26 protein-coding genes are annotated in these 26,942 nt (G+C 59.9%); all 26 read right to left on the minus strand.

The features are described from left to right. Nucleotides 1–119 precede the first annotated feature (119 nt). A complete protein-coding gene (locus EA798_RS12105) occupies nucleotides 120–1,637 on the minus strand; it encodes a Tn7-like element transposition protein TnsE (protein ID WP_244221270.1) in 1,518 nt (505 codons plus the stop codon). A gap of 88 nt (nucleotides 1,638–1,725) precedes the next feature. Beyond that, the gene (locus tag EA798_RS12110) at nucleotides 1,726–3,228 is read right to left on the minus strand and encodes a TnsD family Tn7-like transposition protein (RefSeq protein WP_122099098.1); all 1,503 of its coding nucleotides are present in this window, start codon (nucleotides 3,226–3,228) and stop codon (nucleotides 1,726–1,728) included. A gap of 1 nt (nucleotide 3,229) precedes the next feature. Then, on the minus strand, nucleotides 3,230–4,840 hold the full coding sequence (locus EA798_RS12115; RefSeq protein ID WP_122099099.1) for an ATP-binding protein: 1,611 nt from the start codon (nucleotides 4,838–4,840) through the stop codon (nucleotides 3,230–3,232). Next, the gene (locus EA798_RS12120) at nucleotides 4,833–6,893 is read right to left on the minus strand and encodes a Mu transposase C-terminal domain-containing protein (protein WP_122099138.1); all 2,061 of its coding nucleotides are present in this window, start codon (nucleotides 6,891–6,893) and stop codon (nucleotides 4,833–4,835) included. The genes EA798_RS12115 and EA798_RS12120 overlap by 8 nt, the downstream gene beginning before the upstream one ends. A gap of 13 nt (nucleotides 6,894–6,906) precedes the next feature. Beyond that, nucleotides 6,907–7,734 (minus strand): TnsA endonuclease N-terminal domain-containing protein, encoded by an 828-nt coding sequence (locus EA798_RS12125; RefSeq protein ID WP_122099100.1) that lies wholly within the window; start codon nucleotides 7,732–7,734, stop codon nucleotides 6,907–6,909. A gap of 143 nt (nucleotides 7,735–7,877) precedes the next feature. Next, a complete protein-coding gene (gene glmS / locus EA798_RS12130) occupies nucleotides 7,878–9,728 on the minus strand; it encodes a glutamine--fructose-6-phosphate transaminase (isomerizing) (protein ID WP_106156960.1) in 1,851 nt (616 codons plus the stop codon). A gap of 2 nt (nucleotides 9,729–9,730) precedes the next feature. Continuing rightward, on the minus strand, nucleotides 9,731–10,513 hold the full coding sequence (locus EA798_RS12135) for a DeoR/GlpR family DNA-binding transcription regulator (RefSeq protein ID WP_122099101.1): 783 nt from the start codon (nucleotides 10,511–10,513) through the stop codon (nucleotides 9,731–9,733). Nucleotides 10,514–10,695: 182 nt separating this feature from the next. Next, a complete protein-coding gene (gene glmU / locus EA798_RS12140; RefSeq protein ID WP_122099102.1) occupies nucleotides 10,696–12,060 on the minus strand; it encodes a bifunctional UDP-N-acetylglucosamine diphosphorylase/glucosamine-1-phosphate N-acetyltransferase GlmU in 1,365 nt (454 codons plus the stop codon). 145 nt (nucleotides 12,061–12,205) lie between these two features. Beyond that, complete coding sequence (locus tag EA798_RS12145; protein ID WP_003303687.1) at nucleotides 12,206–12,634, minus strand: F0F1 ATP synthase subunit epsilon; 429 nt, start codon at nucleotides 12,632–12,634, stop codon at nucleotides 12,206–12,208. Between the two features lie 74 nt (nucleotides 12,635–12,708). Further along, nucleotides 12,709–14,085, minus strand: coding sequence for a F0F1 ATP synthase subunit beta (gene atpD / locus EA798_RS12150; RefSeq protein WP_102833153.1), 1,377 nt, complete (start codon nucleotides 14,083–14,085; stop codon nucleotides 12,709–12,711). A gap of 30 nt (nucleotides 14,086–14,115) precedes the next feature. Then, nucleotides 14,116–14,982, minus strand: coding sequence for a F0F1 ATP synthase subunit gamma (gene atpG / locus EA798_RS12155; protein WP_015278974.1), 867 nt, complete (start codon nucleotides 14,980–14,982; stop codon nucleotides 14,116–14,118). Between the two features lie 50 nt (nucleotides 14,983–15,032). Next, a complete protein-coding gene (atpA, locus tag EA798_RS12160) occupies nucleotides 15,033–16,577 on the minus strand; it encodes a F0F1 ATP synthase subunit alpha (protein WP_106156952.1) in 1,545 nt (514 codons plus the stop codon). Nucleotides 16,578–16,592: 15 nt separating this feature from the next. Continuing rightward, nucleotides 16,593–17,129, minus strand: coding sequence for a F0F1 ATP synthase subunit delta (locus EA798_RS12165; protein ID WP_015278976.1), 537 nt, complete (start codon nucleotides 17,127–17,129; stop codon nucleotides 16,593–16,595). A gap of 12 nt (nucleotides 17,130–17,141) precedes the next feature. Then, entirely contained in the window at nucleotides 17,142–17,612 is a 471-nt protein-coding gene (locus EA798_RS12170; RefSeq protein ID WP_015278977.1) for a F0F1 ATP synthase subunit B, read from the minus strand. Between the two features lie 92 nt (nucleotides 17,613–17,704). Continuing rightward, nucleotides 17,705–17,932, minus strand: a complete 228-nt coding sequence (gene atpE, locus EA798_RS12175; RefSeq protein ID WP_003290909.1) for a F0F1 ATP synthase subunit C — start codon at nucleotides 17,930–17,932, stop codon at nucleotides 17,705–17,707. 57 nt (nucleotides 17,933–17,989) lie between these two features. After that, complete coding sequence (gene atpB / locus EA798_RS12180; protein WP_003303695.1) at nucleotides 17,990–18,844, minus strand: F0F1 ATP synthase subunit A; 855 nt, start codon at nucleotides 18,842–18,844, stop codon at nucleotides 17,990–17,992. A gap of 14 nt (nucleotides 18,845–18,858) precedes the next feature. Beyond that, a complete protein-coding gene (locus EA798_RS12185; protein WP_122099103.1) occupies nucleotides 18,859–19,257 on the minus strand; it encodes a F0F1 ATP synthase subunit I in 399 nt (132 codons plus the stop codon). 133 nt (nucleotides 19,258–19,390) lie between these two features. Continuing rightward, nucleotides 19,391–20,263: a ParB/RepB/Spo0J family partition protein gene (locus tag EA798_RS12190; RefSeq protein WP_106156948.1), complete on the minus strand. Its 873-nt coding sequence runs from the start codon at nucleotides 20,261–20,263 to the stop codon at nucleotides 19,391–19,393. Nucleotides 20,264–20,272: 9 nt separating this feature from the next. Then, nucleotides 20,273–21,061 (minus strand): ParA family protein, encoded by a 789-nt coding sequence (locus EA798_RS12195; RefSeq protein ID WP_015278981.1) that lies wholly within the window; start codon nucleotides 21,059–21,061, stop codon nucleotides 20,273–20,275. A 19-nt stretch (nucleotides 21,062–21,080) separates the two neighbouring features. Continuing rightward, nucleotides 21,081–21,728 carry a 16S rRNA (guanine(527)-N(7))-methyltransferase RsmG gene (rsmG, locus tag EA798_RS12200; RefSeq protein ID WP_122099104.1) on the minus strand — a complete coding sequence of 216 codons (648 nt, stop codon included), beginning with the start codon at nucleotides 21,726–21,728 and terminating at the stop codon, nucleotides 21,081–21,083. Beyond that, nucleotides 21,728–23,620: a tRNA uridine-5-carboxymethylaminomethyl(34) synthesis enzyme MnmG gene (gene mnmG, locus EA798_RS12205; RefSeq protein WP_122099105.1), complete on the minus strand. Its 1,893-nt coding sequence runs from the start codon at nucleotides 23,618–23,620 to the stop codon at nucleotides 21,728–21,730. Before mnmG ends, rsmG begins: the two co-directional genes overlap by 1 nt. Before the next feature lie 355 nt (nucleotides 23,621–23,975). Beyond that, on the minus strand, nucleotides 23,976–24,443 hold the full coding sequence (gene mnhG, locus EA798_RS12210; RefSeq protein ID WP_122099106.1) for a monovalent cation/H(+) antiporter subunit G: 468 nt from the start codon (nucleotides 24,441–24,443) through the stop codon (nucleotides 23,976–23,978). After that, on the minus strand, nucleotides 24,440–24,700 hold the full coding sequence (locus EA798_RS12215) for an MrpF/PhaF family protein (protein WP_122099107.1): 261 nt from the start codon (nucleotides 24,698–24,700) through the stop codon (nucleotides 24,440–24,442). Before EA798_RS12215 ends, mnhG begins: the two co-directional genes overlap by 4 nt. Before the next feature lie 2 nt (nucleotides 24,701–24,702). After that, the gene (locus tag EA798_RS12220; protein WP_106156939.1) at nucleotides 24,703–25,044 is read right to left on the minus strand and encodes a Na+/H+ antiporter subunit E; all 342 of its coding nucleotides are present in this window, start codon (nucleotides 25,042–25,044) and stop codon (nucleotides 24,703–24,705) included. Beyond that, nucleotides 25,041–26,561, minus strand: coding sequence for a proton-conducting transporter transmembrane domain-containing protein (locus tag EA798_RS12225; protein WP_122099108.1), 1,521 nt, complete (start codon nucleotides 26,559–26,561; stop codon nucleotides 25,041–25,043). Before EA798_RS12225 ends, EA798_RS12220 begins: the two co-directional genes overlap by 4 nt. Further along, on the minus strand, nucleotides 26,558–26,941 hold the full coding sequence (locus EA798_RS12230) for an NADH-quinone oxidoreductase subunit K (protein ID WP_122099109.1): 384 nt from the start codon (nucleotides 26,939–26,941) through the stop codon (nucleotides 26,558–26,560). The genes EA798_RS12225 and EA798_RS12230 overlap by 4 nt, the downstream gene beginning before the upstream one ends. Between the last annotated feature and the right edge of the window lies 1 nt (nucleotide 26,942).

The following is a 26,942-nucleotide window of genomic DNA, read 5'->3' on the forward strand; positions in this document are numbered from 1 at the left end:
CAGTTGCGTTAGTGTACATACATCCAGCATTTTTTCCTCCTCAGAGATTCAAAAAATGCTAAAATCCTCGAAGACTGCAAATCTTTGAGCATCATGACTGATCAATTTCACTAACTCTTTTAGATCAGCGCAGCGCGTATCCGCTGTTTCCAATCAGCCGATCTGTTCTGATTAACGCCAGATGGATCATCCTTGGGGTGGTGTACCGACTGCAAAGGCTCACAGTACTTCGCCATTGTGCTAGGCCAACGCAATGAGCCTTTCACTATCCCTCTCAAGATCCTGTCTATACATTGTCTGGCGTCTTCAATGCTCACTTTGATGCCCATGATCCGCGTCGACATGCGCTTCCGGTTGCCTGAGGTTTCTATTTCCAGTAAGTAGCGCTCACTATGGTTTTCCAGCCTGAACCTCGCTAGCAGATAGCAACGTGGTGTCTCGTCATCAATCATGTGGTATCTGCATCGTGGAACCTGCGGCAGCGGTGCCACTTCCAGAGATAGCAACTCAATGTCTGATTCTTGAATTATCTGATTGATGAGCTCGCTGAGCTGAGAGAATCGTTCGGGGAACCGTTGCTGGATTTCTCTATCTCCCAATAATTGGAACTCTCCCGGCGCTATACTGCCGCTACTTACGGGATCAGCTACGCCGAAAACCGTGCTCTCTCCGCCCAATGGGTGTTCGTCGTCGACTCTCTTCCCATGAGTGCCGGCGCGCTCACCGTTGTAGGCGATCTTATTGATCAACTGACCATCAAAGTTAATCCCCTCAACGGGGAGATGAATCAACCTCGGTTCCTTGGCGGCAGTCGGCTCTTCGTCAGCATCCACCTCCACCTCTCCAGTTCCCGATGGAACCGGTACACAGCCTGTGTTCTCTCCTCTGACGGATAACTTGAGAGCAGGGTGGTGGAAAAAAACATCGCCACGATGGGTAAAACGGAGCCCCTGAAGCTTTTCGATCTCCCAGACCAGCAATTCGTTGCTTTCCGGATCAAAGGGACCTCGCACATCCATGCTGGTACCAGCAAGAGAAGGGGGTGCCTGAAAATCAAACTGCCACCTGGCATACGCCGAACCTTGTGGTACCCGCTCCTGCCCTTGGTTGAGGCTTTGCCATATTGATTCGAAGGATCGCTTCACATCCTGATTAAGCAGCAGCCAACTGAAATGGTCTCGGTATCCCTTGATTTTGAGAAGCTGGCTTGGCGCACCTGTCTTCGGGGGCGTATGGATATGAACAACATCGTCCTCTCTATAGAGCGTGAAGACCATGTCCAAACCATTCGGTGCGAACGCTGCACGCACGATGAAGGCAGCGTGGAAGAACATTTTTCGCGCCAACTCGAATTTCGGCAGCCAGACGGTCAGACCATCGACCTCGAACACAAAGCATCGCTGTCCTGATATCTCAGGATTTGCAGCAAGCTTTCTGGCAAGACGTGGGCACTCACCCAACCGCCGTTCCCGCCAGGTTTCTATTGCAGGAAGCACCACCGTCTTCTTGAAACCACTGGAACGGTAAGGAGCCCCTTCGTCTCCAAGAAACTCGCGACCAACAGCCAAGACACACGACATCTCCTTTGCGAACCGCTGCAGCTGCAACTGACCTTTACGTTCAAAGAGAGCAGCCAAACGCCACTCGGCTGACGGAGTCGGGGCCCTGAAAAAATTTCCAACGGCCAGCAATTTGGATCCGTTCGGGATTTGACGAAATACAGTCCTATTCAATCCATCTTCCTATCAATCGAATGAACGCAGTGGTCAGCGGTACCATCCTGCTTTTTTCCAATCCACAACGCTTTTCCAGCTCCCAGCGCCTGGACGTTATGCCCATCTGTACATCCTCCAGCATCACTGCAGTCAGGCGACGGATCTGATACTCGCCGACAGACTCTGCATAGCGATCCAGGAAGGTGCGGCACATAGGCAGTCGATCGAGATGGTGCTCAACTGATGCCCGATGGGGTAGCTGCTGTAGGAACCAGTTGCGGCTCCTGCGCGGAAGGCCCAGGTCTTCTTCGCTACCTCTGCCAATCCGTATCAGCCGGCGCACCAACCTTCTGTCGCGCGCTCCCCATTCGATGTGGCTGTTGTTGCCCTGTCGGTGCTGCCTGACCCGGTTCGCAGCCATCAACCAGTGTCGGTCATGACGATAAAGCCAGGCGTAACATGCCCCTGCTCCATCTTGCCTGGCTGCTTTGACTCCACCGTGATAAGCCAGTGCTTGCAGCCAAATGGTTCGGTATTGCTGCTTATGCTCAAACTCAGCAGGGAGCATCTGGACTGACCGGTCGGAGGCAAGGTCGATCTGGTGAGTATTCGCGTCACTGATCATCGAGCCAGCATGCTGACCAGGACGCAGGCTGGTCCAGACAATCAGATGCTGCAGAGCACTGAATCCCTTGCGATGCTTCCTGAACATCGCAAACAGCCAAGGTGGGCACTCTCCGGATGTCAGCAGACCGTTAGCAGCAAGCCAATCCCTGCGATTGGATGCCAAGATCTTCTCCCAAATGATTTCAGCCCTGACCTGTCGGCCGCGCCTGGCGCCACACTCTGTAGCCAGGTACCGGTACAGGTTGGTCCAGCGTCCGTAGCCAGGCGATTGCACCTCTTCGAGCGCCAGCAACTGCATAGCAGCCTTGGCGAGCCTGATAGCGTCTTCGCCCACGAGACTCACGCGAAGGTCACGAGGCAGAAACAGTGGAGAAGCTGGATGAAACTCATGCCGCTGCGCTCGACGGAATGGGATAGGCGAATTCAGGAGCTGACAGCCATGCTCGGAACAGGCATCTATCCCTTGGATCTGCCAGCTACGCCGCCAGTAGGGTTCACCGTAACGCACAGCCATATCTTCAAAGCAGATCGGGCAGTAACGCAGCCAATCGGGCCACTTGACCAAGGCCGTCGAGGCCCCAGACAGACCAATTGTCGGCCGGTCGGGAGCTAGCATGGCCTGAAAAAGATCGGTACGGCGCTCCGGCGGAATGAAAGGGGCATAGAGCGGGAACAGCGTGTGATTCAGGATCATGCCTTCCGCATCCATGCCGGTGTTGTTAGCCAACGCAGCCAGGTGTGTGGGCAGATCGGTGATCGCGGCAACCTTGCTGTCACCGAAAAGCATGTGCAGCAAAGTCTTGTGGTTACCCATCCCCAGATGTACCCGACACCGGGCAATACCGCTGTAGAGCAGTTCGTCCGGGTAGAGCCTGGGGAAGTACATGTCAGCCTGCCTTCAGCAGAGGTCGCAGATCGAAGATCAGGCCAGCCTGCTTGAATCTGTCATAGGCCTCGCTTTCAGGCCCATCGGCATAACGCCGACGCAGATCCTCCTCGGATAGATACCCCCACTGCGTACGCTTAACCCTGGAAATTCCAGACCTCTTGGGAACGTCCTGCGCGAGGTAGGCCGTGGCCTTGTGAATAAGGGCCGCCAGTGGGATGTCCGGATTCTCCGTCAACAATTCATCGGCCATAGGAATGGCGATATCCCTCGGAATTTCCATATCTTCGAGCAGAGTGGCCAGCCGCTTCGCCTTGTCATCAGCCGGAGGGGCCGGCGGCTTCGATTGAGCGACGTTATCCAGTGATCGCGTCAGGGTCAGCAACCGCCCCTCGATCTCTGGCATCAGCAGGTCGTCATACTTGGCAATCAGTTCGGGCCTACCGCTCCGCAAGGCCGCCAGCATTGGATGGACCGGTTTGAACTCATCCTCGAAAACTCTGCGCAACAATAGCGGCTTGATGCACTCGGCACCTGTCACTATCGCCCGGATCTGCGCAAGCGCGAATAGCTTGATGACGATGTCCATGACCCCTTGGGTTAGGTCGTACATGGTCGCCTCCAGTTCGTCATCCAGCGTCGCCGCATTGCGCAGCCACTGGTACTTCCAGAGCCGCTTCAACAGACGCCTCCAGTGCTCATCCCGAGGCAACCTATCCCAGCGGATGCTACCCAGCCCGGAGACCCGCCGAGCAGCCCGGAAAGTACGCTGGAAGAACTTGCTGGCCCGGTGGGTGCCGACCTGAATGATCGGAACACCTATGGTGTTCACCAGCGACACAAAGAAATTGTGCATTTTCTCGGCACCACCGGAGCGTGCCTCATTGAGGTTCTGAACCTCGTCGATAATCAGCACTCCGAGCGCGTGCAGATTGGCCACCTGGCACATGGATGCCAGCAGACGTTTGGTACCCAGCTTCTTGCGTCCGTGACTCCGGCTGTAGCGGGTACCCAGAATCTTGTCTACTTCGTTGAAGAAGCTCAGACACAGCTCATCCAGGTCACCGTCAATGGGACAGTCGACCTTCAGGTAGACCAGTTGAGTGATGTTGTATTCAGGGTGATGGAGAGCTTGGGGATACATACCCAGGATCCGCTCCAGCGTGCGCGTCTTGCCGCAACCGGAACAACCGAACAGCGACAGGCTGTTGGCCGTAGAAGAGACACTCTGGTACACCGCCGCATCCAGATCCTCCTCCTCGACACGACGATAGCCATTCTGCAGATGCGCATACCAGGCACCGCTAGCCGGATTCCGACCGATGTACCCCTGACGGATCATCAGGCTGATCTTGCTTTCCAGCTCCAAGTGATGGCTCAGCGGCTGGAAGAAACCATGCAACAGGCGGGCAATCGCATGAGCCCTGAGCCGACCATCCAGATGCGCCTCCTGCGGCTCAAAACCGGGAAGCTGCTGCAATAGACCGACCACCTCCTGCAAATCAGGAATCGGAGGCAATGCGCTGATGAGCGGATTGTCCTGATACTCGGGAAGCTGCTGCTCTTGGTAACGCGCCAGGGGAATAACTCCGCGCGGGAATCCTTCAGTCATCCTCTTCCTCCTTGAATATCAGGTCGCTAAGATCCGGGAAGGCATAGTCTTCCTGCTTCTCTCCCCGCAATGGGATCACCTCAGCCGGCTTTTCCTGCTGTATTTTCTCCGGTTTGAATGCTGTTTTCTGGCGTTCCTGGCGCTTTTCCTGCTGCTTGTTCTTGCGGATCTGGGTTCCCAGATCCTTCTTAGTCATACCCGTTTTTACCGGACTTGCATCCTCTGCCTGGGCAATAATGGACTCGATCTGCTTCAGAAGATTGCCCCTCTCTACCAAAGCTTGTGCAGCTGCGTTGGTATCGCTACGTCGTTCATCTCTAGACAGCAGCCAGACATCCCAGAAGGTCATCCCCCTGAAGCGCCGACTGCGATCGGCAAGATCGCAAACCCAATAGTCCTTGAGGCTATTGGACAGCCGCAGGTAAATATGGTCGGCGCTACGCGGATCGTATGCGACCGTTACCCCCGTAGGCCGGCGCCCCTGACCTCGGTGGAACCACCCCTCCCTGATTGCTTCCTGACAGCTGTAGAAGCAGCCGAACAGCCTGATTCCCAGTTCCGAAACCGTGGCCGACTCATGGGGCAAAAGATTGATCCGCACCAGCTCCTCGGGCGCAGTACGTAACCGACCGGTCAGGTTGGCCAGGCCCCAGTTCCACAGCATGACCGGAATGGCTGGCAGATCGCCCGGCATACCAGAGGTCCTGTCGTATTTGCTCAAGGTGTGAAAGTTGTTGTGGTGGAGGATGCCGGCGATGATGATCTGGGTAAACTCGGGCAAGGTCAGGCTGGCATCAAGCCTGTAGTCGTGGCCACCCCGCTTCCGGCTGGTAGTGTCCTCGACCACTCCGCTGGCATAGGGTTTAAAACGCTCCTGCACCGTCCGGAAATAACGCTCGACGATCCCCTTGGCATCTCCTCGCCTGGCCGGTGCATTCTCGATGCGAACGCCGAAGGCTTGGGAAAATGCTTCTACCTTGGTGCCATTCAGTTCGCCCTTATCGGCCAGCACTACATCCGGCAAGCCTTGGACAGGCCAGTCACTGGCATCGATCTCCACGCCATACTGGCGGCAATACTCAACCTTGTCGGCGACCGTGTTGGCCAATGCCACCATGGCGCTGACCCAGGAAGGCCCATCGAATCCGACGTACATGCCAACGACCATACGGCTGAACACGTCGATCACCATGTAAACGACAGGCCTGCCGACGATAAGGCTGCGATCATGTTCTGAAACCAGATAGATATCGGCGATGGTGGCATCTATCTGGTAGCGGTATCCGGGCCCAAGTGCCTCGGTCGTCGATGTGCTACTGAGCGGCCGGAAGTCCTTGGCAAAATCCACTGCGGACACCCTGCATGGCAAGGTGTCGGTGAAGTGATACTCGCGCCCATAGAAGTAACGGAACTGCCCCAATGTAGGCAGTTCTGAGGTCGGTAGTTGCGGCAGAACAGCACGGAGCAGGTTCAGCCCGGAGGCGTAGGCATCAGGAATGGACGGATGTCTTTCCTTGAGTAAGCGCTCCTCGATGACCCGGCGAAAAATGCGCTCGATGTCCGGCGTGACATTACTCCCTTTCCCCTCCATCACCACTCTGGGCCTACCCAGCTTGGCTTGGCTCGGCTTTCTGCGTTTGCCACGGGCGCCCGAGTTGACGTAGTCCGGCAGGAGGGCGTTCCTGCACATGCCTCGCTGCCAGTAGCGCCTCAGTAACCTATACACCGTCTGATTGGTGATACCATGGCGCTCCATGATGCCTCTGACAATGAGCCCTCTGGGACGCCGTACGAAAAGCTGGGGATCGTGCACAAAATCCTCCAGCATTGCCCAAGCTTCATCACGCTTCTGTTGATCAAGAGAACCTTCCTCAACCTCCCGGAGGACTGTCTCCTCGAAGGGATCGGCAATGCTCTCCAGCTCCCGCTCCATTAGCAAACGCTCCAGCTCTGCAACCGATATTGGTTCGGGCAACGCCGTGTCCGAATAGATATCGATCCAGATGGCCTGCTCGGTGCCGGACCAAAGCAGACGCTTTCGCAGTTCCCCTATCTGGAACACCTGATTAACGGGAAACACTGCTCAACTCCTGATGCATTTGATGAGGATTGACAACCAGGTCTTTCGGCTTCAGTTCCCGGTAAGGGATATCTAGATCGAAAAGGAAACAGTGCCGGGCCAGCAACTGACGTAGCCAATAGAGCGCCTGGCCAGCCTCCAGTTGGCCGGAGGTATCCAGTCCTTGGGCAATAGCGGTCATCGTCCGATCTGGGTGGCGCTGAAGCTCAAGCAGAAACAGCTGCTGGTAATGGGCGAGATCGTTCAAGGCGAGATCGTCTTCAGCATGCGCAGGATAGAGCCATTGGATATTGGCAAATGCCACCTTGGATACCTCACGCTCCGTGACGATGACCCATGTAATACCTTTTTCCTGCCAGTAACGCCTTTCAAGCTCAAGCCTCTCGATGACTTCAGGCTTCTGCAGGTCGACACTGTACTTGGCCTGAATCGCGATGCTCGGCCGCTGAGGATCTTCGAAATCCACCAAGAAGTCGCTGGTCAGTACCTGCGGAGTGCCCTTGTAACGCCCGTGGGGCAGGCCAAGCTCCTCGGCGATGCGCACCGTATCGTCGACCCGCATCGGGAACTGTTCACGGATATCTGTGACATGGGGAGACCGATCCAAAGTCAGGAAGATGGCAAGTTCAAGATCAGATAGAAGATGGTGTAAACGCCCGGTCCTGCTGCCAGGCAGGCGGTGGGAGCGCCCCAGCGAGGATACGTCCCTGGTGTAGATGAACGGCTTGTAGTCCGATCCCTGGCCTTGGCCACGCCCGTCCTTGAGCCTTCTATCGATCTGGGCTTGGGTCAGCCCTTTGAATGTTCCAGACATGAGAAAGCCTGCACCCCTGTGTCGATGACCTCAACATAGCGGATACAGGCTCAGGATGAAACTTTATTTATAAGAATGATACTTTATTTGAACAGATGAGACTTTATTTTCATCCCACAACACTCAGCTGACCAACAACTGCTTCACTCGACGGTTACGGACTTGGCCAGGTTGCGCGGCTGGTCGACGTCGGTACCGCGCAGCACCGCCACGTAGTACGACAGCAGCTGCAGCGGCAGGGTGTAGAGAATCGGCGCCAGTGCATCATGGATGTGCGGCATGTTCACCACGAAAATGCCCTCGCCGTTCTCGAAACCGGCCTCGCGATCAGCGAAGACGATCAGTTCGCCACCGCGAGCGCGAACTTCCTGCAGGTTCGACTTGAGCTTCTCCAGCAGCTCGTTGTTCGGCGCCACGGTGACCACCGGCATGTCCGCGTCCACCAGCGCCAGCGGGCCGTGCTTTAGCTCGCCGGCCGGATAGGCTTCGGCGTGGATGTAGGAAATTTCCTTGAGCTTGAGCGCACCCTCCATCGCCACCGGGTACTGGGCGCCCCGGCCGAGGAACAGGGTGTGGTGTTTCTCGGCGAAGTGCTCGGAAATCTTCTCCACTGTGGTGTCCATCGCCAGCGCCTCGCCCAGACGCGTCGGCAGTCGGCGCAGCTCCTCCACCAGTTCGGCTTCACTGGCCGCGCTCAGGGTGCCGCGGACATGGCCCAGCGACAGGGTCAGCAGCATCAGGCCGACCAGCTGGGTGGTGAAGGCCTTGGTCGAGGCGACGCCGATTTCCGGCCCGGCCTGCGTCAGCAGGGTCAGGTCAGACTCGCGCACCAGTGAGCTGATACCGACGTTGCAGATCGCCAGGCTGGCGATATAACCGCCTTCGTCCCTGGAACGCTGTTTGGCGTTGCGCAGCGCTGCCAGCGTATCGGCCGTCTCACCGGACTGGGAAATGGTCACGAACAGGGTATCCGGCTGCACCACCACCTTGCGGTAGCGAAACTCGCTGGCTACCTCGACCTGGCAGGGAATGCCGGCCAGCTCTTCCAGCCAGTACCGCGCCACCATGCCGGCGTGATAACTGGTACCGCAGGCGACGATCTGCACGTTGCGCACCTTGGCGAACAGCTCGCCGGCCTGCGGGCCGAACGCTTCCACCAGTACCTGACGGTCGCCCAGGCGGCCTTCCAAGGTGCGCTGCACGACCTTGGGCTGCTCATGGATTTCCTTGAGCATGAAGTGGCGATACGCGCCCTTGTCCGCCGCCTCCGCGCCTTCGTGATATTGCACCGCCTCGCGTTGCACCGGCTGGCCATCGACATCCCAGATCTGCACGGCATCACGACGGATCTCGGCGATATCGCCTTCTTCCAGATACATGAAGCGGTCGGTGACCTGGCGCAGGGCCAGCTGGTCGGAAGCGAGGAAGTTTTCGCCCAGGCCCAGACCGATCACCAGCGGGCTGCCGCTGCGCGCGGCAAGCAGACGATCCGGTTGTTTGGCGCTGATCACCGCCAGGCCATAGGCGCCATGCAGCTCCTTGACCGCAGCCTTGAGCGCCGCGGCGAGATCGCCCAGCGATTCCAGCTTGTGGTGCAGCAGGTGCACGATGACTTCGGTATCGGTGTCGGACAGGAACACGTAGCCCATGTCCTTGAGCTGGGCGCGCAGGGCCTCGTGATTCTCGATGATGCCGTTGTGCACCACCGCCAGGTCGTCGCCGGAGAAATGCGGATGAGCATTGCGCTCGCAGGGCGCACCGTGCGTTGCCCAGCGGGTATGCGCGATACCCAGGCGGCCAACCAGCGGCGTCTGCTGCTGAGCCAGTTCCAGTTCGGCGACCTTGCCGTTGCGACGCAGACGCTCCAGCGTACCGCTGTCGTTCAGCACGGCCACACCGGCGCTATCGTAGCCACGGTATTCCAGGCGCTTGAGGCCTTCGAGAAGGATCGCGGTGATGTTGCGTTCGGCGACGGCGCCAACGATGCCACACATAGTCAGGTCTCCAGATTGGGTTCGACGGCCACGCAGATCAGTTTCACGCCGCGGGCCAGGATGCTGGTGCGCGCCTCGTCGCTGAGGCGCTCATCGGTAATCAGGGTGTGCACGCTGCCCCACGGCAGCTCGAGATTGGGAATGCGCCGGCCGATCTTGTCGGCCTCGGCGAGCACGATGACTTCACGCGCGACATCGGCCATCACGCGCGACAATCCCAACAGCTCGTTGAACGTGGTAGTGCCACGCTCCAGGTCGATGCCATCGGCGCCGATGAACAGCTGGTCGAAGTCGTAGGAACGCAGCACCTGCTCGGCGACCTGACCCTGAAAGGACTCCGAATGCGGGTCCCAGGTGCCACCGGTCATCAGCAGCACCGGCTCATGCTCCAGCTCGCGCAACGCATTGACCACGTTCAGCGAGTTGGTCATGACCACCAGCCCGTGCTTGTGACCGAGCTGCGGAATCATCGCCGCAGTGGTGGTGCCGCTGTCGATGATGATTCTTGCATGCTCGCGGATGCAGCCCACCGCAGCGCCGGCAATCGCCTGTTTGTATGGCGAGACGGGCTGGACGCTATCGCCGATCAGCTCCTGAGGCAGCGGCACCGCGCCGCCGTAACGACGCAGTAGCAGGCCGTTCTTTTCCAGCGCGGCGAGGTCTTTGCGGATGGTGACTTCCGAGGTCTCGAAGCGCCGGGACAGCTCGTCGACACTGACCTCGCCACGCTCGTTGAGCAAGGCGAGAATGGCGTGACGGCGTTGCGGTGTGTTGCGCTTCGACATTGCTATGTTTCGATTCGAAAGTTAATGGTGCGAATCAAAACATAAGGGACAGAGACGGTGCAAGCACGCCGTGCGCCAGACCGACACTGGCGGCGGGCAGCAACGCAGTCCCGGCCCGCTGGTCAGCGTTCATCCGGGCGTGCTGCCCTTCTCCGCGCCGGCACGCCCTCGTCCCAGTGGACTTACGACTTGTTTTTTACCGGGCGCTGCCAACCTTCGATGTTGCGCTGACGCCCGCGGCCGAGCCCGAGCGTATGTGCCGGCACGTCTTCCGTGATGGTCGAGCCAGCGCCGGTCGTAGCGCCGTCACCCAGGTTCAGCGGCGCCACCAGCGAGCTGTTGGAGCCGATGAAGACGTCCTCGCCCATTATCGTCCTGAACTTGTTGGCGCCATCGTAGTTGCAGGTGATGGTGCCGGCGCCGATGTTGGTACGGGCACCGATTTCGGCGTCGCCCAGGTAGCTGAGGTGACCGGCTTTGGCAGCATCGCCCAGCGTCGCGTTCTTCAGCTCCACGAAGTTACCTACGTGAGCCTTCTTGCCCAGCACCGCGCCCGGGCGCAGACGCGCGAAGGGTCCGCAATCCGCATCCTCACCAACTACCGCACCCTCCAGATGGGAATTGGCCTTGATGATCGCACCGCGGCGCAGGGTGCTGTCCTTGATCACGCAGTTCGGTCCGATCTGCACATCGTCTTCGATGACCACCGTGCCCTCGAGTATCACGTTGACGTCGATCAGCACATCACGGCCCACGCTGACCTCACCGCGCACATCGAAGCGCGCCGGATCGCGCAGGGTGACGCCTCGCGCCATCAGGCGCCGGGCTGCACGCTGCTGGTAGCGGCGCTCCAGCTCGGCCAGCTGGATGCGGTCGTTGGCGCCCTGCACTTCCATCGCGTCCAGCGGCTGCTCGGTGGCCACACGCAAGCCATCGGCCACGGCCATGGCGATCACATCCGTCAGGTAGTACTCGCCCTGGGCGTTACTGTTGGAGAGCCTTCCAAGCCACTCGCCGATACGACTGCCCGGTACGGCGAGAATCCCGGTATTGCCTTCGCGGATCGCCTTCTGCTCATCCGTGGCATCCTTGTGCTCGACGATGGCCTGCACTTCGCCGCGCGCGTCGCGGACGATCCGTCCATAGCCGGTCGGGTCATCCAGCGTAACCGTCAGCAGCGCCAACTGCTCCGGTCCGACCTTCTGCAACAGGCGCTGCAGCGTTTCAGCTTCGATCAGCGGCACATCGCCATAGAGGATCAGCACACGCTCGGCCGACAGATTAGGCAAGGCCTGCGCCACCGCATGCCCGGTGCCCAACTGCTCGGCCTGGACGACGAAGTCGAGATCATCACCGGCCAGTCGCTGGCGCACCTGCTCGGCACCATGGCCGATGACCACCTGGATGCTCTGCGGCTGCAACGCGCGGGCCGTGCCGATGACATGACCGAGCATGGATTTGCCAGCCACCGGGTGCAGTACCTTTGGCAGAGCCGAGCGCATGCGCGTGCCCTGGCCAGCCGCGAGAATGACGATATCGAGGGACATGAAGCGATTCCTGAGCGGTTTCGGCCCGGCAGCTCACCCGTAACTAGTCAGGGTGTAGCTGGTATCAGCGCCGACAAATGGCAGAAAAAGAAAAAGGGTAGCCAAGGCTACCCTTTTACTCGTGCGCGATGAAGTTGCGAGTCGATCAGTGACGACCGTACTTCTTGCGCATTGCCTCGATGGTCCGCAGCTGGGCTGCGGCCTCGGCCAGGCGAGCGGCGGCGGAACCGTAATCGAATTCCGCGCCCTTCTCGTGCAGGGCCTTCTCGGCAGCTTTGACGGCAGCCTGAGCGGCAGCTTCGTCGATGTCCTTGGCGCGCGTAGCGGTATCGGCGAGAACCTTCACCATGTTCGGCTGCACTTCGATGAAGCCGCCGGAGATGTAGAAGATCTCCTCGTCACCACCCTGCTTGATCACTCGAACCGGACCCGGCTTGAGATCAGTCAGCAGCGGCGCGTGACCCGGCAGAACGCCGATGTCACCCAGGTTGCCGTGGGCGACGACCATTTCCACCAGCCCCGAGAACAGCTCTTCTTCCGCACTGACGATGTCGCAATGCACTGTCATAGCCATGTTCATGCCTCGGTAATCAGCCTGACCGACAGCTGCCGGTCAGGCTGGTTGGCGCCCGCGAACGGGCGCGCCAGTTACAGTTTCTTGGCTTTCTCGATGGCTTCGTCGATGCTGCCGACCATGTAGAACGCCTGTTCCGGCAGATGGTCGTAGTCGCCATTGAGGATGCCGGAGAAACCACGGATGGTTTCCTTCAGCGGAACGTACTTGCCTGGCGAGCCAGTGAAGACTTCGGCCACGAAGAACGGCTGGGACAGGAAGCGCTGGATCTTACGAGCGCGGGATACCAGCTGCTTGTCGGTCTCGGACAGTTCGTCCATACCGAGGATCGCGATGATGTCCTTCAGCTCTTTGTAGCGCTGCAGCACGTACTGTACGCCGCGAGCGGTGTCGTAGTGCTCCTGGCCGATGACCAGCGGATCCAGCTGACGCGAAGTCGAGTCGAGCGGATCGACCGCCGGGTAGATACCCAGGGAGGCGATGTCACGCGACAGTACGACGGTGGCGTCGAGGTGGGCGAAGGTGGTCGCCGGGCTCGGGTCAGTCAGGTCGTCCGCAGGTACGTATACGGCCTGTACCGAGGTGATCGAACCGTTCTTGGTGGAGGTGATGCGCTCCTGCAGAACGCCCATCTCTTCGGCCAGCGTCGGCTGGTAACCTACCGCCGAAGGCATACGGCCCAGCAGTGCGGATACTTCGGTACCGGCGAGGGTGTAACGGTAGATGTTGTCGACGAACAACAGTACGTCACGGCCTTCGTCACGGAACTTCTCGGCCATGGTCAGGCCGGTCAGTGCGACGCGCAGACGGTTTCCTGGCGGCTCGTTCATCTGGCCGTAGACCAGGGCTACCTTGTCCAGAACGTTGGAGTCCTTCATCTCGTGATAGAAGTCGTTACCTTCACGAGTACGCTCACCCACACCGGCGAACACGGAATAACCGCTGTGCTCCATCGCGATGTTACGGATCAGCTCCATCATGTTTACGGTCTTGCCTACACCGGCACCACCGAACAGACCGACCTTACCGCCTTTGGCGAACGGGCAGACCAGGTCGATAACCTTGATGCCGGTTTCCAGCAGTTCGTTGCCGCCAGCCTGTTCCGCGTAGGACGGCGCAGCGCGGTGGATGGTCCAGCGCTCTTCTTCGCCGATCGGGCCGGCTTCGTCGATGGGGTTACCCAGGACGTCCATGATGCGACCCAGGGTCTGCTTGCCGACCGGTACGGAGATACCGGTGCCGGTGTTGACGACGTCCAGGCCACGCTTGAGGCCTTCGGTCGAACCCATGGCGATGGTACGGACAATGCCGTCGCCCAGCTGCTGCTGGACTTCCAGGGTGGTCTCGGCGCCTTGAACTTTCAGCGCGTCATAGACGTTCGGTACCAGATCGCGCGGAAATTCCACGTCGATAACGGCGCCGATGATTTGAACGATACGTCCGCTACTCATGTTTGGTTCCTCTGAATATTTGAACCGTTCTTAAACCGCGGCAGCGCCGCCGACGATTTCCGAAATTTCCTGAGTGATCGCAGCCTGACGGGCCTTGTTGTAGACCAGTTGCAGGTCGCTGATCAGCTCACCGGCGTTGTCGGTTGCGTTCTTCATGGCAATCATCCGCGCGGCCTGTTCGGCTGCGCCGTTCTCAACCACGGCCTGATAGACCTGGGACTCGATGAAACGAACCAGCAGGGCATCCAGCAGCTGCTGGGCGTCCGGCTCGTAGAGGTAGTCCCACTGACCTTTCTTCACCGGCTCGGCACTTTCGTCTGCAGCCAGGGGCAGCAGCTGATCGAGCGTCGGCTTCTGGGTCATGGTGTTGATGAACTTGTTGGATACCAGGTACAAGCGATCGATACGGCCATTGTGGAAGCCGTCCAGCATGACCTTGACGCTGCCGATCAGATCGTTGATCGACGGCTCTTCGCCGAGGTTGCCGATCGCTGCAACGACGTTGCCGCCGAAGCTGCGGAAAAAGCTCGCGCCCTTGTTGCCGATCACGCACAGGTCGACTTCGACCTTCTGATCGTGCCACTCCTTCATGTTCTTGATCAGGACCTTGAACAGGTTGATGTTCAGGCCACCGCACAGACCACGATCAGTAGACACGACGATATAGCCGACACGCTTGACCGGACGCTCCACCATGAACGGGTGACGGTATTCCGGGTTGGCAAAGGCCAGATGGCCGATAACCTGCCGGATCCGCTCCGCATAAGGGCGGCTGGCAGCCATGCGCATCTGTGCCTTGCGCATCTTGCTGACGGCCACCTTTTCCATGGCGCTGGTGATCTTCTGCGTGCTTTTGATGCTCGCAATCTTGCTGCGAATCTCTTTTGCGCCTGCCATTTGACACCTATCGGGTTAGCAGGCGGGAGCCTCTCGGCTCCCGCTGCGGCTTACCAGCTTTGAGTGGCCTTGAACTTCTCGATACCAGCCTTCAGGCCAGCGTCGATTTCGTCATTGAAGTCACCCTTCACGTTGATCTTCGCCATCAGGTCGGCGAACTCGCGGTTGAAGAAGGCGATCAGGGCCTGCTCGAAGGCGCCAACCTTGGCCACTTCCACGTCCGTCAGGAAGCCACGCTCGGCGGCATACAGGGACAGGGACATGTCGGCGATGGACATCGGCGCGTACTGCTTCTGCTTCATCAGCTCGGTAACACGCTGACCATGCTCCAGCTGCTTGCGGGTCGCTTCGTCGAGGTCGGAAGCGAACTGCGCGAACGCAGCAAGTTCACGGTACTGAGCCAGAGCGGTACGGATACCACCGGACAGCTTCTTGACGATCTTGGTCTGCGCAGCACCACCCACGCGGGATACCGAGATACCGGCGTTGACGGCCGGACGGATACCTGCGTTGAACATGGCCGATTCCAGGAAGATCTGACCGTCGGTGATGGAAATCACGTTGGTCGGAACGAACGCGGAAACGTCGCCAGCCTGGGTTTCGATGATCGGCAGAGCGGTCAGCGAACCGGTCTTGCCAGTCACGGCACCGTTGGTGAACTTCTCGACGTACTCTTCGGAAACACGCGAAGCGCGCTCCAGCAGACGGCTGTGGAGATAGAACACGTCGCCCGGGTAGGCTTCACGTCCCGGCGGACGACGCAGCAGCAGGGAGATCTGGCGGTAAGCCACGGCCTGCTTGGACAGATCGTCATACACGATCAGCGCGTCTTCGCCGCGGTCGCGGAAGTACTCGCCCATGGTGCAACCGGAGTACGGCGCCAGGTACTGCAGCGCAGCGGATTCGGAAGCGGACGCAGCAACAACGATGGTGTTGTGCAGGGCGCCGTGCTCTTCCAGCTTGCGAACCACGTTGGCGATGGTCGACTGCTTCTGACCAATGGCTACGTAGACGCAGCGGATGCCGCTGTTCTTCTGGTTGATGATGGCGTCGATGGCCAGGGCGGTCTTACCGATCTGACGGTCACCGATGATCAGCTCGCGCTGGCCACGGCCTACCGGGATCATGGCGTCGACCGACTTGTAACCGGTCTGAACCGGCTGGTCGACAGACTTACGCCAGATCACGCCAGGCGCGACCTTCTCGACTGCATCAGTTGCCTGGGCATTGATCGGGCCTTTGCCGTCGATCGGGTTACCCAGCGCGTCGACGACGCGACCCAGCAGTTCCGGACCAACCGGAACTTCGAGGATGCGGCCGGTGCACTTGGCGCTCATGCCTTCAGTCAGGCCCAGGTAGTTACCCAGAACCACGGCACCTACGGAGTCCTGCTCCAGGTTCAGTGCCATACCAAAGACGCCGCCAGGGAACTCGATCATTTCGCCGTACATGACGTCGGCCAGACCGTAGATACGTACGATACCGTCAGAAACGCTGACGACGGTGCCCTCATTACGGGCTTGAGCAGCGACATTCGATTTCTCGATGCGCTGCTTGATGATTTCACTAATCTCGGAAGGATTCAGTTGCTGCATGCCATGACCCTCAAATCAGGATTTCAACGATTCGGCCAACTGGCTCAGTTTGCCGCGGACCGAACCGTCGACAACCACATCACCGGCGCGAATCAACACGCCGCCGATCAGAGCAGGATTCACGGCCTGCTGGAGGTTGACGGTGCGATCTAGCCGCTTCGACAGGGCGGCAGCCAAAGTTTGGAGTTGCTCGTTGCTGAGCTCGAAGGCGGTTTCAACTTCTGCCTCGAGCGTTTTCTCGGCTTGCGCCTTGATGTCCTCGTACAGCTCCCATACGGTCGGCAGAACCGACAGGCGATCATTTTCGCCAAGGGTCTGGACGTAATTGCGGAAAGCTTCGTCGGCGTCGTCACCGAGTAGACGCACCAGCCCCTGAACCTTGCTTTCGCTGGTCAGGCGGGGGTCGTTCAGCAACGCTGCGACTTCTGGGACTTCAACAGCGATGGCGGCCAGGTTCAGCATTTTCGACCAGGAATCGGTCTGTCCTGCGGCGCTGGCGAACTCGAAAGCGGCTTTCGCGTAAGGCCGAGCAAGCGTCTGGGTATTGATCATCGCTTGCCTCGCTTAGAGTTGGGAGGCCAGTTTTTCGACCAGCTCGTTGTGCACCTTGGCGTCCACCTGGGACTCCAGGATCTTCTCTGCACCGGCGACGGCAAGAGCCGCTACCTGACTGCGCAGTTGGTCCCTGGCACGGTTCACTTCCTGTTCGATCTCGGCGCGGGCGCCGGCGACCAGTCGCTCGCCTTCGGTACGTGCCTGCTGCTTGGCTTCCTCGATGATCGCGTTAGCGTGCTTGTTCGCCTGCTCGATGATCTGGGCTGCCTGCTCCTTGGTCTCGCGGAGGGTGTTGGACACCTTGTCCTGAGCCAGTTTCAGGTCTTGCTGCGCACGGCCTGCCGCATCCAGTCCTTCGGCGATCTTCTTCTGGCGCGCTGCCATGGCTGCCGTAATTGGCGGCCACACGAGCTTCATGCAGAACCAGACGAAGATAGCGAAGGCGAGCGTTTGACCGAACAGCGTCAAGTTAATGTTCACAGCGATTTACCTCGTGCTATCTCGTTCAACGCGGGAGTCATTCCACGGCGACGGGGCTCGCCCGGCGAACCCCATCTCAAACCGGAAAGTGATTAACCGGCGACAACGAAGATGAGGTACATCGCGATACCAACGCCGATCATCGGCACGGCGTCGAGCAGGCCGGCCATCAGGAAGGTCTTGGTTTGCAGCTGAGGAGCCAGCTCAGGCTGACGAGCAGTGGATTCCAGCAGCTTGCCGCCCAGCAGGGCGAAGCCAATACCGGTGCCCAGGGCACCCAGACCGATCATGATGGAGGCGGCGATGTAGACGAGTTCCATGTAAAGCTCCTGAAGCTAAGGGGGGTTAAGGTTTTTCGGTTAAAGCGTTAGCGCGTTTCAGTGATGTTCTTCATGGGCAGAGCTCAGGTACACCACCGTCAGTACCATGAAGATGAAGGCCTGAAGCGGAATCACCAGAATATGGAAGATCGCCCAAGGCACATTCAGGGTCCACTGCACGTAGAACGGCAGCAGAGCGATGAGGATGAACACCACCTCACCGGCGTACATGTTGCCGAACAGACGCAGTGCGAGGCTGAGCGGCTTGGTCAGCAGGCCGAGAATCTCGAGGAACAGGTTGAACGGCACCAGCGACCAGTGGTTGAACGGGGTGAACGCCAGCTCCTTGCTGAAGCCGCCGAAGCCCTTGACCTTGACGCTGTAGAACAGGATCAGGATGAACACACCGAGCGACAGGCCGAAGGTACCGTTCGGGTCGGCAGTCGGTACGATCTTGAACGCCGGCAGGCCGAGCAGACTGGCCAGACCAGGAATGTAGTCGACCGGAATCCACTTCAGGCTGTTCATCAGGAACACCCAGACGAAGATGGTCAGCGCCAGCGGAGCGATCAGAGCATTGCGGCCGTGGAAGGTGTCCTTGACCACACCTTCGACGAACTCTACGCACATCTCGACGAAGTTCTGCAGCTTGCCCGGTACCCCGGCAGTGGCAGACTTGGCGGCGCTGCGGAACAGCAGAATGAAGATGGCGCCCATCAGCAGCGACCAGCCGAGGGTATCCAGGTGAAAAGCCATGAAGCCCATGTCGCGCGCTTCGAGACCAGTCTGAGCGATGGTCCAGGTGGCCTGATCGAGAACGGAGCCATCAGCACGCTCGTAACCTGCCGGCAATTTGCCGTAGGTCAGGTTTTGCAGGTGGTGCTGGATATATTCAGCGGGGGTACTCGCCATAAACGCCTCAATGCTCAATGCTTCGGATTGTTTTTCATCAGCAGGAGCGCGCTTGCTCCGACGCCCAGCACCAGCAGATAGCCGGCAAACAAGGCGATCGGTTCCAGCGGTTTCACTCCCACGAACACCAACGCAAACAGCGCTGCTGCCAGAATCTGTTTACCCATCTCGCCAGACCAGAAGGACTGGATGATCGCCCGGGTCGAACGTGCGCCAAAGTAACGAAAGGCCTTGTACGCGAAATACACGTTCGCCGACAGCGCAATCAGACCACCGCACAGCGCGGAGTAGCCGGCGACAATACCAAAAACCAGGCCACATGAGACAGCGGCCACTACTACGACCATCGCCTGCATCAGCAATACGCGAAAAGCCGGGAGACGATGGAAGGGTGTTCTGTTGCGTATGTTCACCTGATTTCCATCATTGCAGCAGGCCGCGTAAATAATTGTCCGCAGTCAAAAAAGCGCGGCGAGTATAGGAGCAGGCCAGCCGGGGTTCAACACTCCGGTAGTATTTTCCGACCGGCACTACAAACAATTTGTATCAGCGGATGTGTGCCAATACGCCCTGCAATTCGTCGAGCGAACTGTAGCGGATTACCAGCTGCCCCTTGCCCTTGTGCCCATGCTTGATCTGCACCGGCGAGCCCAGACGTTCCGCCAGGCGCTGTTCCAGACGGCTGATGTCGGGATCGACCTTCACTTCGGCTTTTGGCACTTCCTTGCTGCTCAACCACTGGCGGACCATCGCTTCGGTCTGGCGCACGGTCAGGCCACGTGCGACAACATGCCGCGCGCCTTCGACCTGCTGGTCGGCCGGCAAGCCGAGCAGGGCGCGTGCATGGCCCATTTCCAGATCGCCATGGGACAACAGGGTCTTGATCTCTTCCGGCAGCGCGATCAGGCGCAGCAGATTGCTTATCGAGACCCGGGACTTGCCCACGGCATCGGCCACCTGCTGCTGGGTCAGCTGGAATTCCTGCTGCAGTCGCTGCAGCGCGACAGCTTCTTCGATCGGATTCAGATCTTCGCGCTGGATGTTCTCGATCAGCGCCATGGCGATGGCGGCTTCGTCCGGAACCTCGCGAACCAGCGCCGGTACGCTTTCCAGTCCGGCCTGCTGGCTGGCCCGCCAGCGGCGTTCACCAGCGATGATCTCGAAACGGCCACCACTGATCGGGCGCACGACGATCGGCTGCATCACGCCGTGGTTCTTGATCGACTGCGCCAGCTCTTCGAGCGCCTGCGGATCCATGTCGCGGCGTGGCTGGTACTTGCCGCGCTGAATCAGGTCCAGCGGCAGATGCTGGAGTTCACGGGTATCAACCTTGGCGGCCTCTTCCTGCATCGCCGAGACACTGGCGCCGCCGAGCAGGGCGTCGAGTCCCCGTCCTAGACCTCTTTTCTTGGTCGCCATGAATAGTCCTTATGCGAGGGCACCGCGGGCAGACTGGCGCTGGCGTCGCGACAGTTCGCCGGCCAGGGCCAGATAGGCCAGAGCGCCCTTGGATTGCTTGTCGTAGACCAGCGCCGGCATACCGTGGCTGGGTGCCTCGGCGAGCCGGACGTTGCGCGGAATCACGGTGTCGTAGAGCTTGTCGCCGAAATGCGCCTTGAGCTGTTCGGACACGTCGTTGGTCAGGCTGCTGCGCGGGTCGTACATGGTGCGCAACAGGCCTTCGATCTTCAGACTCGGGTTCAGTGCCTGGCCGATGCGCTGGATCGAGTTGACCAGGTCGGTAAGCCCTTCGAGCGCGTAGTATTCGCACTGCATGGGGATGATCACGCCATCGGCGGCGGACAACGCATTGATTGTCAGCATCGACAGGGACGGCGGACAGTCGATGAGAATGTAATCGTAGTTCTCGCGGACCGGCGCCAGCGCCTCGCGCAGGCGTTTTTCCTTGGCCGGCAGGTTCAGCAACGCCACTTCGGCGGCGGTCAGGTCGCGGTTGGCCGGCAACAGCTGGTAGCCGCCGTGCTCGGAGAACTGCATGGCATCGACCAGGCTGCATTCACCGATCAGCACGTCATAGATCGAGTACTCCAGGCCGAGTTTATCCACACCGCTACCGGTGGTCGCGTTGCCCTGCGGATCGAGATCGATCAGCAGCACCCGCCGGCGCGTCGCAACCAGCGAGGCCGCCAGGTTGATGCAGGTGGTGGTCTTGGCGACACCGCCCTTCTGGTTGGCGATGGCGAAAACTTTGGCCATGGTCAGTGTCTGTCCGGGGTCATGAAGTGCGGCGCAGTATCAGCAGATGGCGCTGGCCTTGGCAACCGGGAACCTTGAGTACGTGACAGGCATCGAGACGGAAGTCGTCGGGCAGGCGCTGTAGCTCGTCATCCGGCTGCACGCCCTTCATGGCCAGCCAGCGGGTTTCGGCATTGCCCAGATGGCGCGTCCAGCTGGCGAAATCGTCCAGCGAGCTGAAAGCGCGCGAAGTGATGCCTTCGAACGGTATGGCCGGCTGGTACTGCTCGACACGGCTGTGCACCACCTCGAGATTGGCGAGTTTCAGTTCCAGCTTCACCTGGGTCAGGAAGCGCGTCTTCTTGCCGTTGGAATCGAGCAGCGTGAAGGCCCGCTCGGGAAACATGATTGCCAGCGGCACGCCAGGCATGCCGCCACCGCTGCCGACATCCAGCCAGGTACCGCCAGCCTGGGCAACGAAGGGCACCACGCTCAGGCTGTCGAGCAGGTGCCGCGAGACCATTTCGTCTGGATCGCGTACTGCCGTCAGGTTGTAGGCCTTGTTCCACTTGATCAGCAGCGCCAGATAGGCAAGCAGCTGCTGCTGTTGCCACTCGCTGAGTTCGATCCCGAGTTCCTCGGCACCACGAACAAGCTCGGTGGCATGCGACTCACTGACCAGACTCATCAAGCGCTCTGCTCCAGCTGCTGGCCGGCGTTGCGTTTCTTCAGGTGGATCATCAACAGCGAGACGGCCGCCGGGGTGACGCCCGGGATGCGCGATGCCTGGCCAAGCGTTTCGGGCCGAGCCTGCCCGAGCTTGTGCTGGATCTCCTTCGACAAGCCCGGAATCGTGGTGTAGTCGAGATCAGCCGGCAGGGCGATGTTCTCGCTGGCACGCAGCCGTTCGATCTCGTCCTGCTGGCGTTCGATGTAGCCGGCGTATTTGGTCTTGATCTCGACCTGCTCGGCGACCTGAGGATCCTGCGCACCGTCACCGGTCAGTTCGATCAGGCTCTGGTAATCGATTTCCGGACGGGCCAGCAGATTGAGCAGGTTGTACTCGCGGGCCAGCGGGCTGCCGAAACGCTCGGCGATGGCGTCGCCCTGCGGAGTGCCCGGACGGACCCAGCTGCTCTTCAGGCGCTGCTCCTCGCGCTCGATACCTTCGCGCTTGGCGCAGAACGCGGCCCAGCGGGCGTCGTCCACCAGCCCCAGCTCACGGCCCTTTTCGGTCAGCCGCAGATCGGCATTGTCCTCGCGCAGGATCAGCCGGTACTCGGCGCGCGAGGTGAACATGCGATACGGCTCCTGCGTGCCGAGGGTGATCAGGTCATCGACCAGCACGCCGAGATAGGCCTCGTCGCGACGCGGACACCAGCTCTCCCTGCCCTGAGCACGCAGCGCCGCATTGGCGCCGGCGAGCAGGCCCTGGGCGCCGGCTTCTTCGTAACCGGTGGTGCCGTTGATCTGACCGGCGAAGAACAGCCCGCCGACGACCTTGGTCTCCAGGCTGTACTTGAGATCGCGCGGATCGAAATAGTCGTACTCGATGGCGTAGCCCGGCCGCACGATGTGCGCGCTCTCCATGCCGCGGATGCTCTGCACGATCTGCAGCTGCACGTCGAACGGCAGCGAGGTGGAGATGCCGTTGGGATACAGCTCGTGGGTGGTCAGGCCTTCCGGCTCGAGGAAGACCTGATGGCTGTCCTTGTCGGCGAAACGATGGATCTTGTCTTCGATGGACGGGCAGTAGCGCGGCCCCACACCTTCGATCACACCGGAGTACATCGGCGAGCGATCGAGGTTGGCAGCGATGATTTCGTGGGTTCGCGCGTTGGTGTGGGTGATCCAGCAGCTGACCTGCGGCGGATGCTGTTCACGACTGCCCATGAACGACATTACCGGCAGCGGCGTATCGCCTGGCTGTTCGGTCATCAGCGAAAAGTCCACGGTCCGGCCGTCGATGCGCGGCGGGGTACCGGTCTTCAGGCGTCCGACACGCAGCGGTAGCTCTCGCAGGCGATTGGCCAGAGCGATCGAAGGCGGGTCGCCTGCACGGCCGCCTGAATAGTTCTGCAAACCGATGTGGATAAGTCCGCCGAGGAAGGTTCCGGTGGTCAGTACCACGGAATCTGCGAGGAAACGCAGCCCCATCTGGGTCACGACACCCCGGACCTGATCCTGTTCGACGATAAGGTCGTCGGCCGCCTGCTGGAATATCCACAGGTTGGGCTGGTTTTCCAGTGTTTCGCGGATAGCGGCCTTGTACAGCACGCGATCAGCCTGCGCACGGGTTGCGCGGACCGCAGGGCCTTTGCGGCTATTGAGCACGCGAAACTGAATGCCACCCTTGTCGGTTGCCATGGCCATGGCACCGCCCAGGGCATCGATTTCCTTAACCAGATGGCTCTTGCCGATGCCACCGATAGCCGGGTTGCAGCTCATCTGGCCGAGGGTTTCCACATTGTGGCTGAGCAGCAGGGTCTTCACGCCCATGCGTGCCGCTGCCAGCGCAGCTTCGGTACCGGCATGGCCGCCACCGATAACGATCACGTCAAAACGGGAAGGGAAGTCCACCACGCACCTCGTGCCTGTTCAGATTGGATTTCGGGAAACCGCGAAGTATAGGGACTAAGGCTGCGCTAAAGAAGGGCTTTGAACAAAAAATGACCAGCCGAAGGCTGAGCGGTCGGGAACACGCATAAATAGAAAAATAGAGAAGAAATATATAAAGAGCTTGTAGATATGTTTACTAATGGTGAAGGCAGTTTCTGTGGATAAGCTTCTGTAGCCCAGAGCCTGCGACCACTTCAGCATTGCAAAAGGTTGTGCTGCGCCTGGGCTGTGCCGGTGCAGATCGCGTGCGCTACCTGTTGATAATATCTTCACTTATACACAGCGGTGTTATCCATAGGGTTCAGGTCAGGGTTATCTACCTGGCTGAACGTTGGTTATCAACAGGGCTCGTTGGCTCGCCTACGGTGATGTGCGGGTCTGCTCTGTCAGGTTCTGGATTTCGCTGGGAAGTGATTTTCTCGCTCTGTGCGAGGTATTCGTCGAGCGTTAGCGGGCTGCGCTCGAGTACGCCATCCAGTGCATCATCTCCATGCAGCCCGTCGAGCCGAGCTCCCGACACATAGGCAGCCCGCCCGAGCAGGTGTCCGGCGATAGGAATGGTCAGCATCAGGAAGATCACGGTAGCGGTGCCGATAAAGGTGGCCTGTCCGTCGCCCATCTGGATCATCACCCCGACGAGGATCAGTCCGGCACCCACCGTACCGGACTTGGTCGTGGCATGGATGCGCTGCAGGGGGTCGGCAAAGCGCAGCAGGCCGAACATCGCGGCAAACAGAAAGATCACACCGGCCAGCATGAAAGCCACTGCGAGTATTTCGGTCATTGCTCACTCCTCCCCTTGCGCATGATGAAGACGGCGAACGCGCAGGTCCCGACGAAACCGATCAGTCCGAGGCCGAAACCCACGTCGAGAAACTCCCGGCGTCCGGTCATTGCAGCGACCAGCGCGGCGATGGCAACACCCACGCCGGTCAGCATGTCCAGTGCGACCACGCGGTCGACCAGTGTCTTCGCGACGATCATTCGCCAGAGGGTCATGGCCAGCGGCAGCATGACCAGGATCAGCAGCGTCGTGATCATGCTCACCACCTCTCGATGCGGGCGATGCGTCGCTCGAAGACTTGCCGGATCGACGCGATGATCTGCTCTGGCGCGCGGCCATCCAGCGCATGCACGTAGAGCAGGCGGCGATCCTCGCTGACGTGCAATGCACAATTGCCGGGCGTCAGCGAAACCAGACTGGCGAGCACCGCGACACCAAGGTCGGTGCGCAGCTCGATGGGTACAGCGATGATCGAACTCTGCATGTTCGGTGCTGGCGAGAAGGCTGCGGCGGCCACTGCTACGGACGAGACGATCAGCTCATAGAGGTAGATGCCGAGCAGCTCGACCACATCGATTACCCGGCGCAGCAGACTGGTCATGGGCGAGCCTCCAGGATTGGATTAGCCGGCAGCACGGCCGACAGATAAGCGCTGGGGTCCAGCAGTGCCGCGGCGGCGGTTTGCGAAAAGAGGATCAACGGTTGCGGCATGAAACCGATCACCAGGGTCAGCGCACCGAGCGAGGCGATCGCCAGCAGCATTGGCCGCGGTACCCGACGGGCCTCGGCGCGCGGCAGTACCGGCTTTTTCCAGAACGCTTCCATCCAGATCTTGCTCATCGAATAGAGGGTCAGCAGGCCGACGAACAGCGCCAGCCCGGCCAACCAGTGCTCGCCGGCACGGAAGGTCGCGTCGATCACGAGGAACTTCGCCCAGAAGCCGGACAGCGGCGGCAAGCCGGCCAGGGACAAAGCCGGTACCAGAAACAGCGCGGCCAGTAGAGGGTTGCGATACATCAGGCCGCCACTCTTGCGCAGATCGAAGGTGCCGGAGGCCCGGTGAATGGCGCCGGCAAGCAGGAACAGGTTCGCCTTCACGATGATGTGATGAATGATGTAGAAGATCGCCCCGGCGAGCGCCGCCTGGGTGGATATCGCCAGGCCCAGCAGCATGTAGCCGATCTGGCTGACAATGTGGAACGAGAGGATCCGCCGTACGTCCCACTGCACCGCTGCGCCGAAGACCCCGAACAGCATGGTGCCGGCCGCCAGCACCGCGACGATCTCACGGATGCCGCTATCCTCGACGCTGAAGATCAGGGTGAACACGCGGAAACAGGCATATACGCCGACTTTCGTCAGCAGCCCGGCGAATATCGCCGAAACCGTGATCGAGGCCGTGTGATACGACGCCGGCAGCCAGAAGAACAACGGGAAATAGCCTGCCTTGATGCCGAAGCCACACAGCAGTAGCAGCGCCGACAGTGTCAGGTTGATCGACGGTTCGGTCTCGGGCAGCACCCGGGCGAGATCCGCCATGTTCAGCGTTCCGGTCGCGCCGTAGAGCAGTGCGACCCCGGTCAGAAACAGCAGCGTGGAGAACAGGTTGAGCACCGCATAGCGCACCGTCGCATCGAGCCGGGCGCGATTGCGGCCGATCGACAGCAGGCCCATCGCGGTGATCAGCATCACCTCGAACCAGACGTACAGGTTGAAGATGTCGCCGGTGAGAAAGGCACCGTTTACGCCGGCCAGCATGCCCAGCATCAAGGGATAGAAGCCCGCCTGTTCCTCACGGCGGCGGATATCGGCCAGGCCAAAGGTCATTACCGCGGCGGCGAGGATCCCGGTAATGGCCACCATGGCTGCGGAGAGTGCGTCGGCGACGAAGACCACGCCGAAGGGAGCATTCCAGCCGCCAAAGCGGATCGCCAGTATGCCCTGCTGGTAAACCGCAGCGAGCAGCAGCAGCGAAGCTGCCAACAGCAGAGTTATGCACAGGCCGGTGACCAGTCGTTGAGCGCGACGCTGTTTCCACAGGCAGGTCGCAAGACCCGCTCCGAAAATGGGCAGCAGGACCGGCCAGAGCGGTGCATGCAGCGTCAGGAATGCTGTCACGGGCGGTCCTTAGCTGCCGGGAACGGCGAACCCAAACGCTCGGCAGCATCGATGTGGCGCGTATCCACGCTGCCCAGGCTGCGGTAGGTCTGCAACGCCAGGGCGGCGAAGAAGGCGGTCAGTGAAAAACCAATCACGATTGCGGTCAGCACCAGCGCCTGGGGTAGCGGGTTGGCGGCATCGGCAGACAGGCTGCTCTCCCCGGCGCGGATGACGGCCGGGACATTCGTAACGATCCGCCCGGATAGGAAGATCACCAGATTGATTGCCGCCGAGAGCATGGTCACGCCCAGCAGAATCCGCACGATGTGACGGGAAAGGATCAGGTACAGGCTGCAGCCAGCAACGATGGCTATGGCGAATGCAAAGAGCAGATGCATA

The sequence above is a fragment of the Pseudomonas songnenensis genome (genome assembly GCF_003696315.1).
Classification (GTDB): domain Bacteria; phylum Pseudomonadota; class Gammaproteobacteria; order Pseudomonadales; family Pseudomonadaceae; genus Stutzerimonas; species Stutzerimonas songnenensis.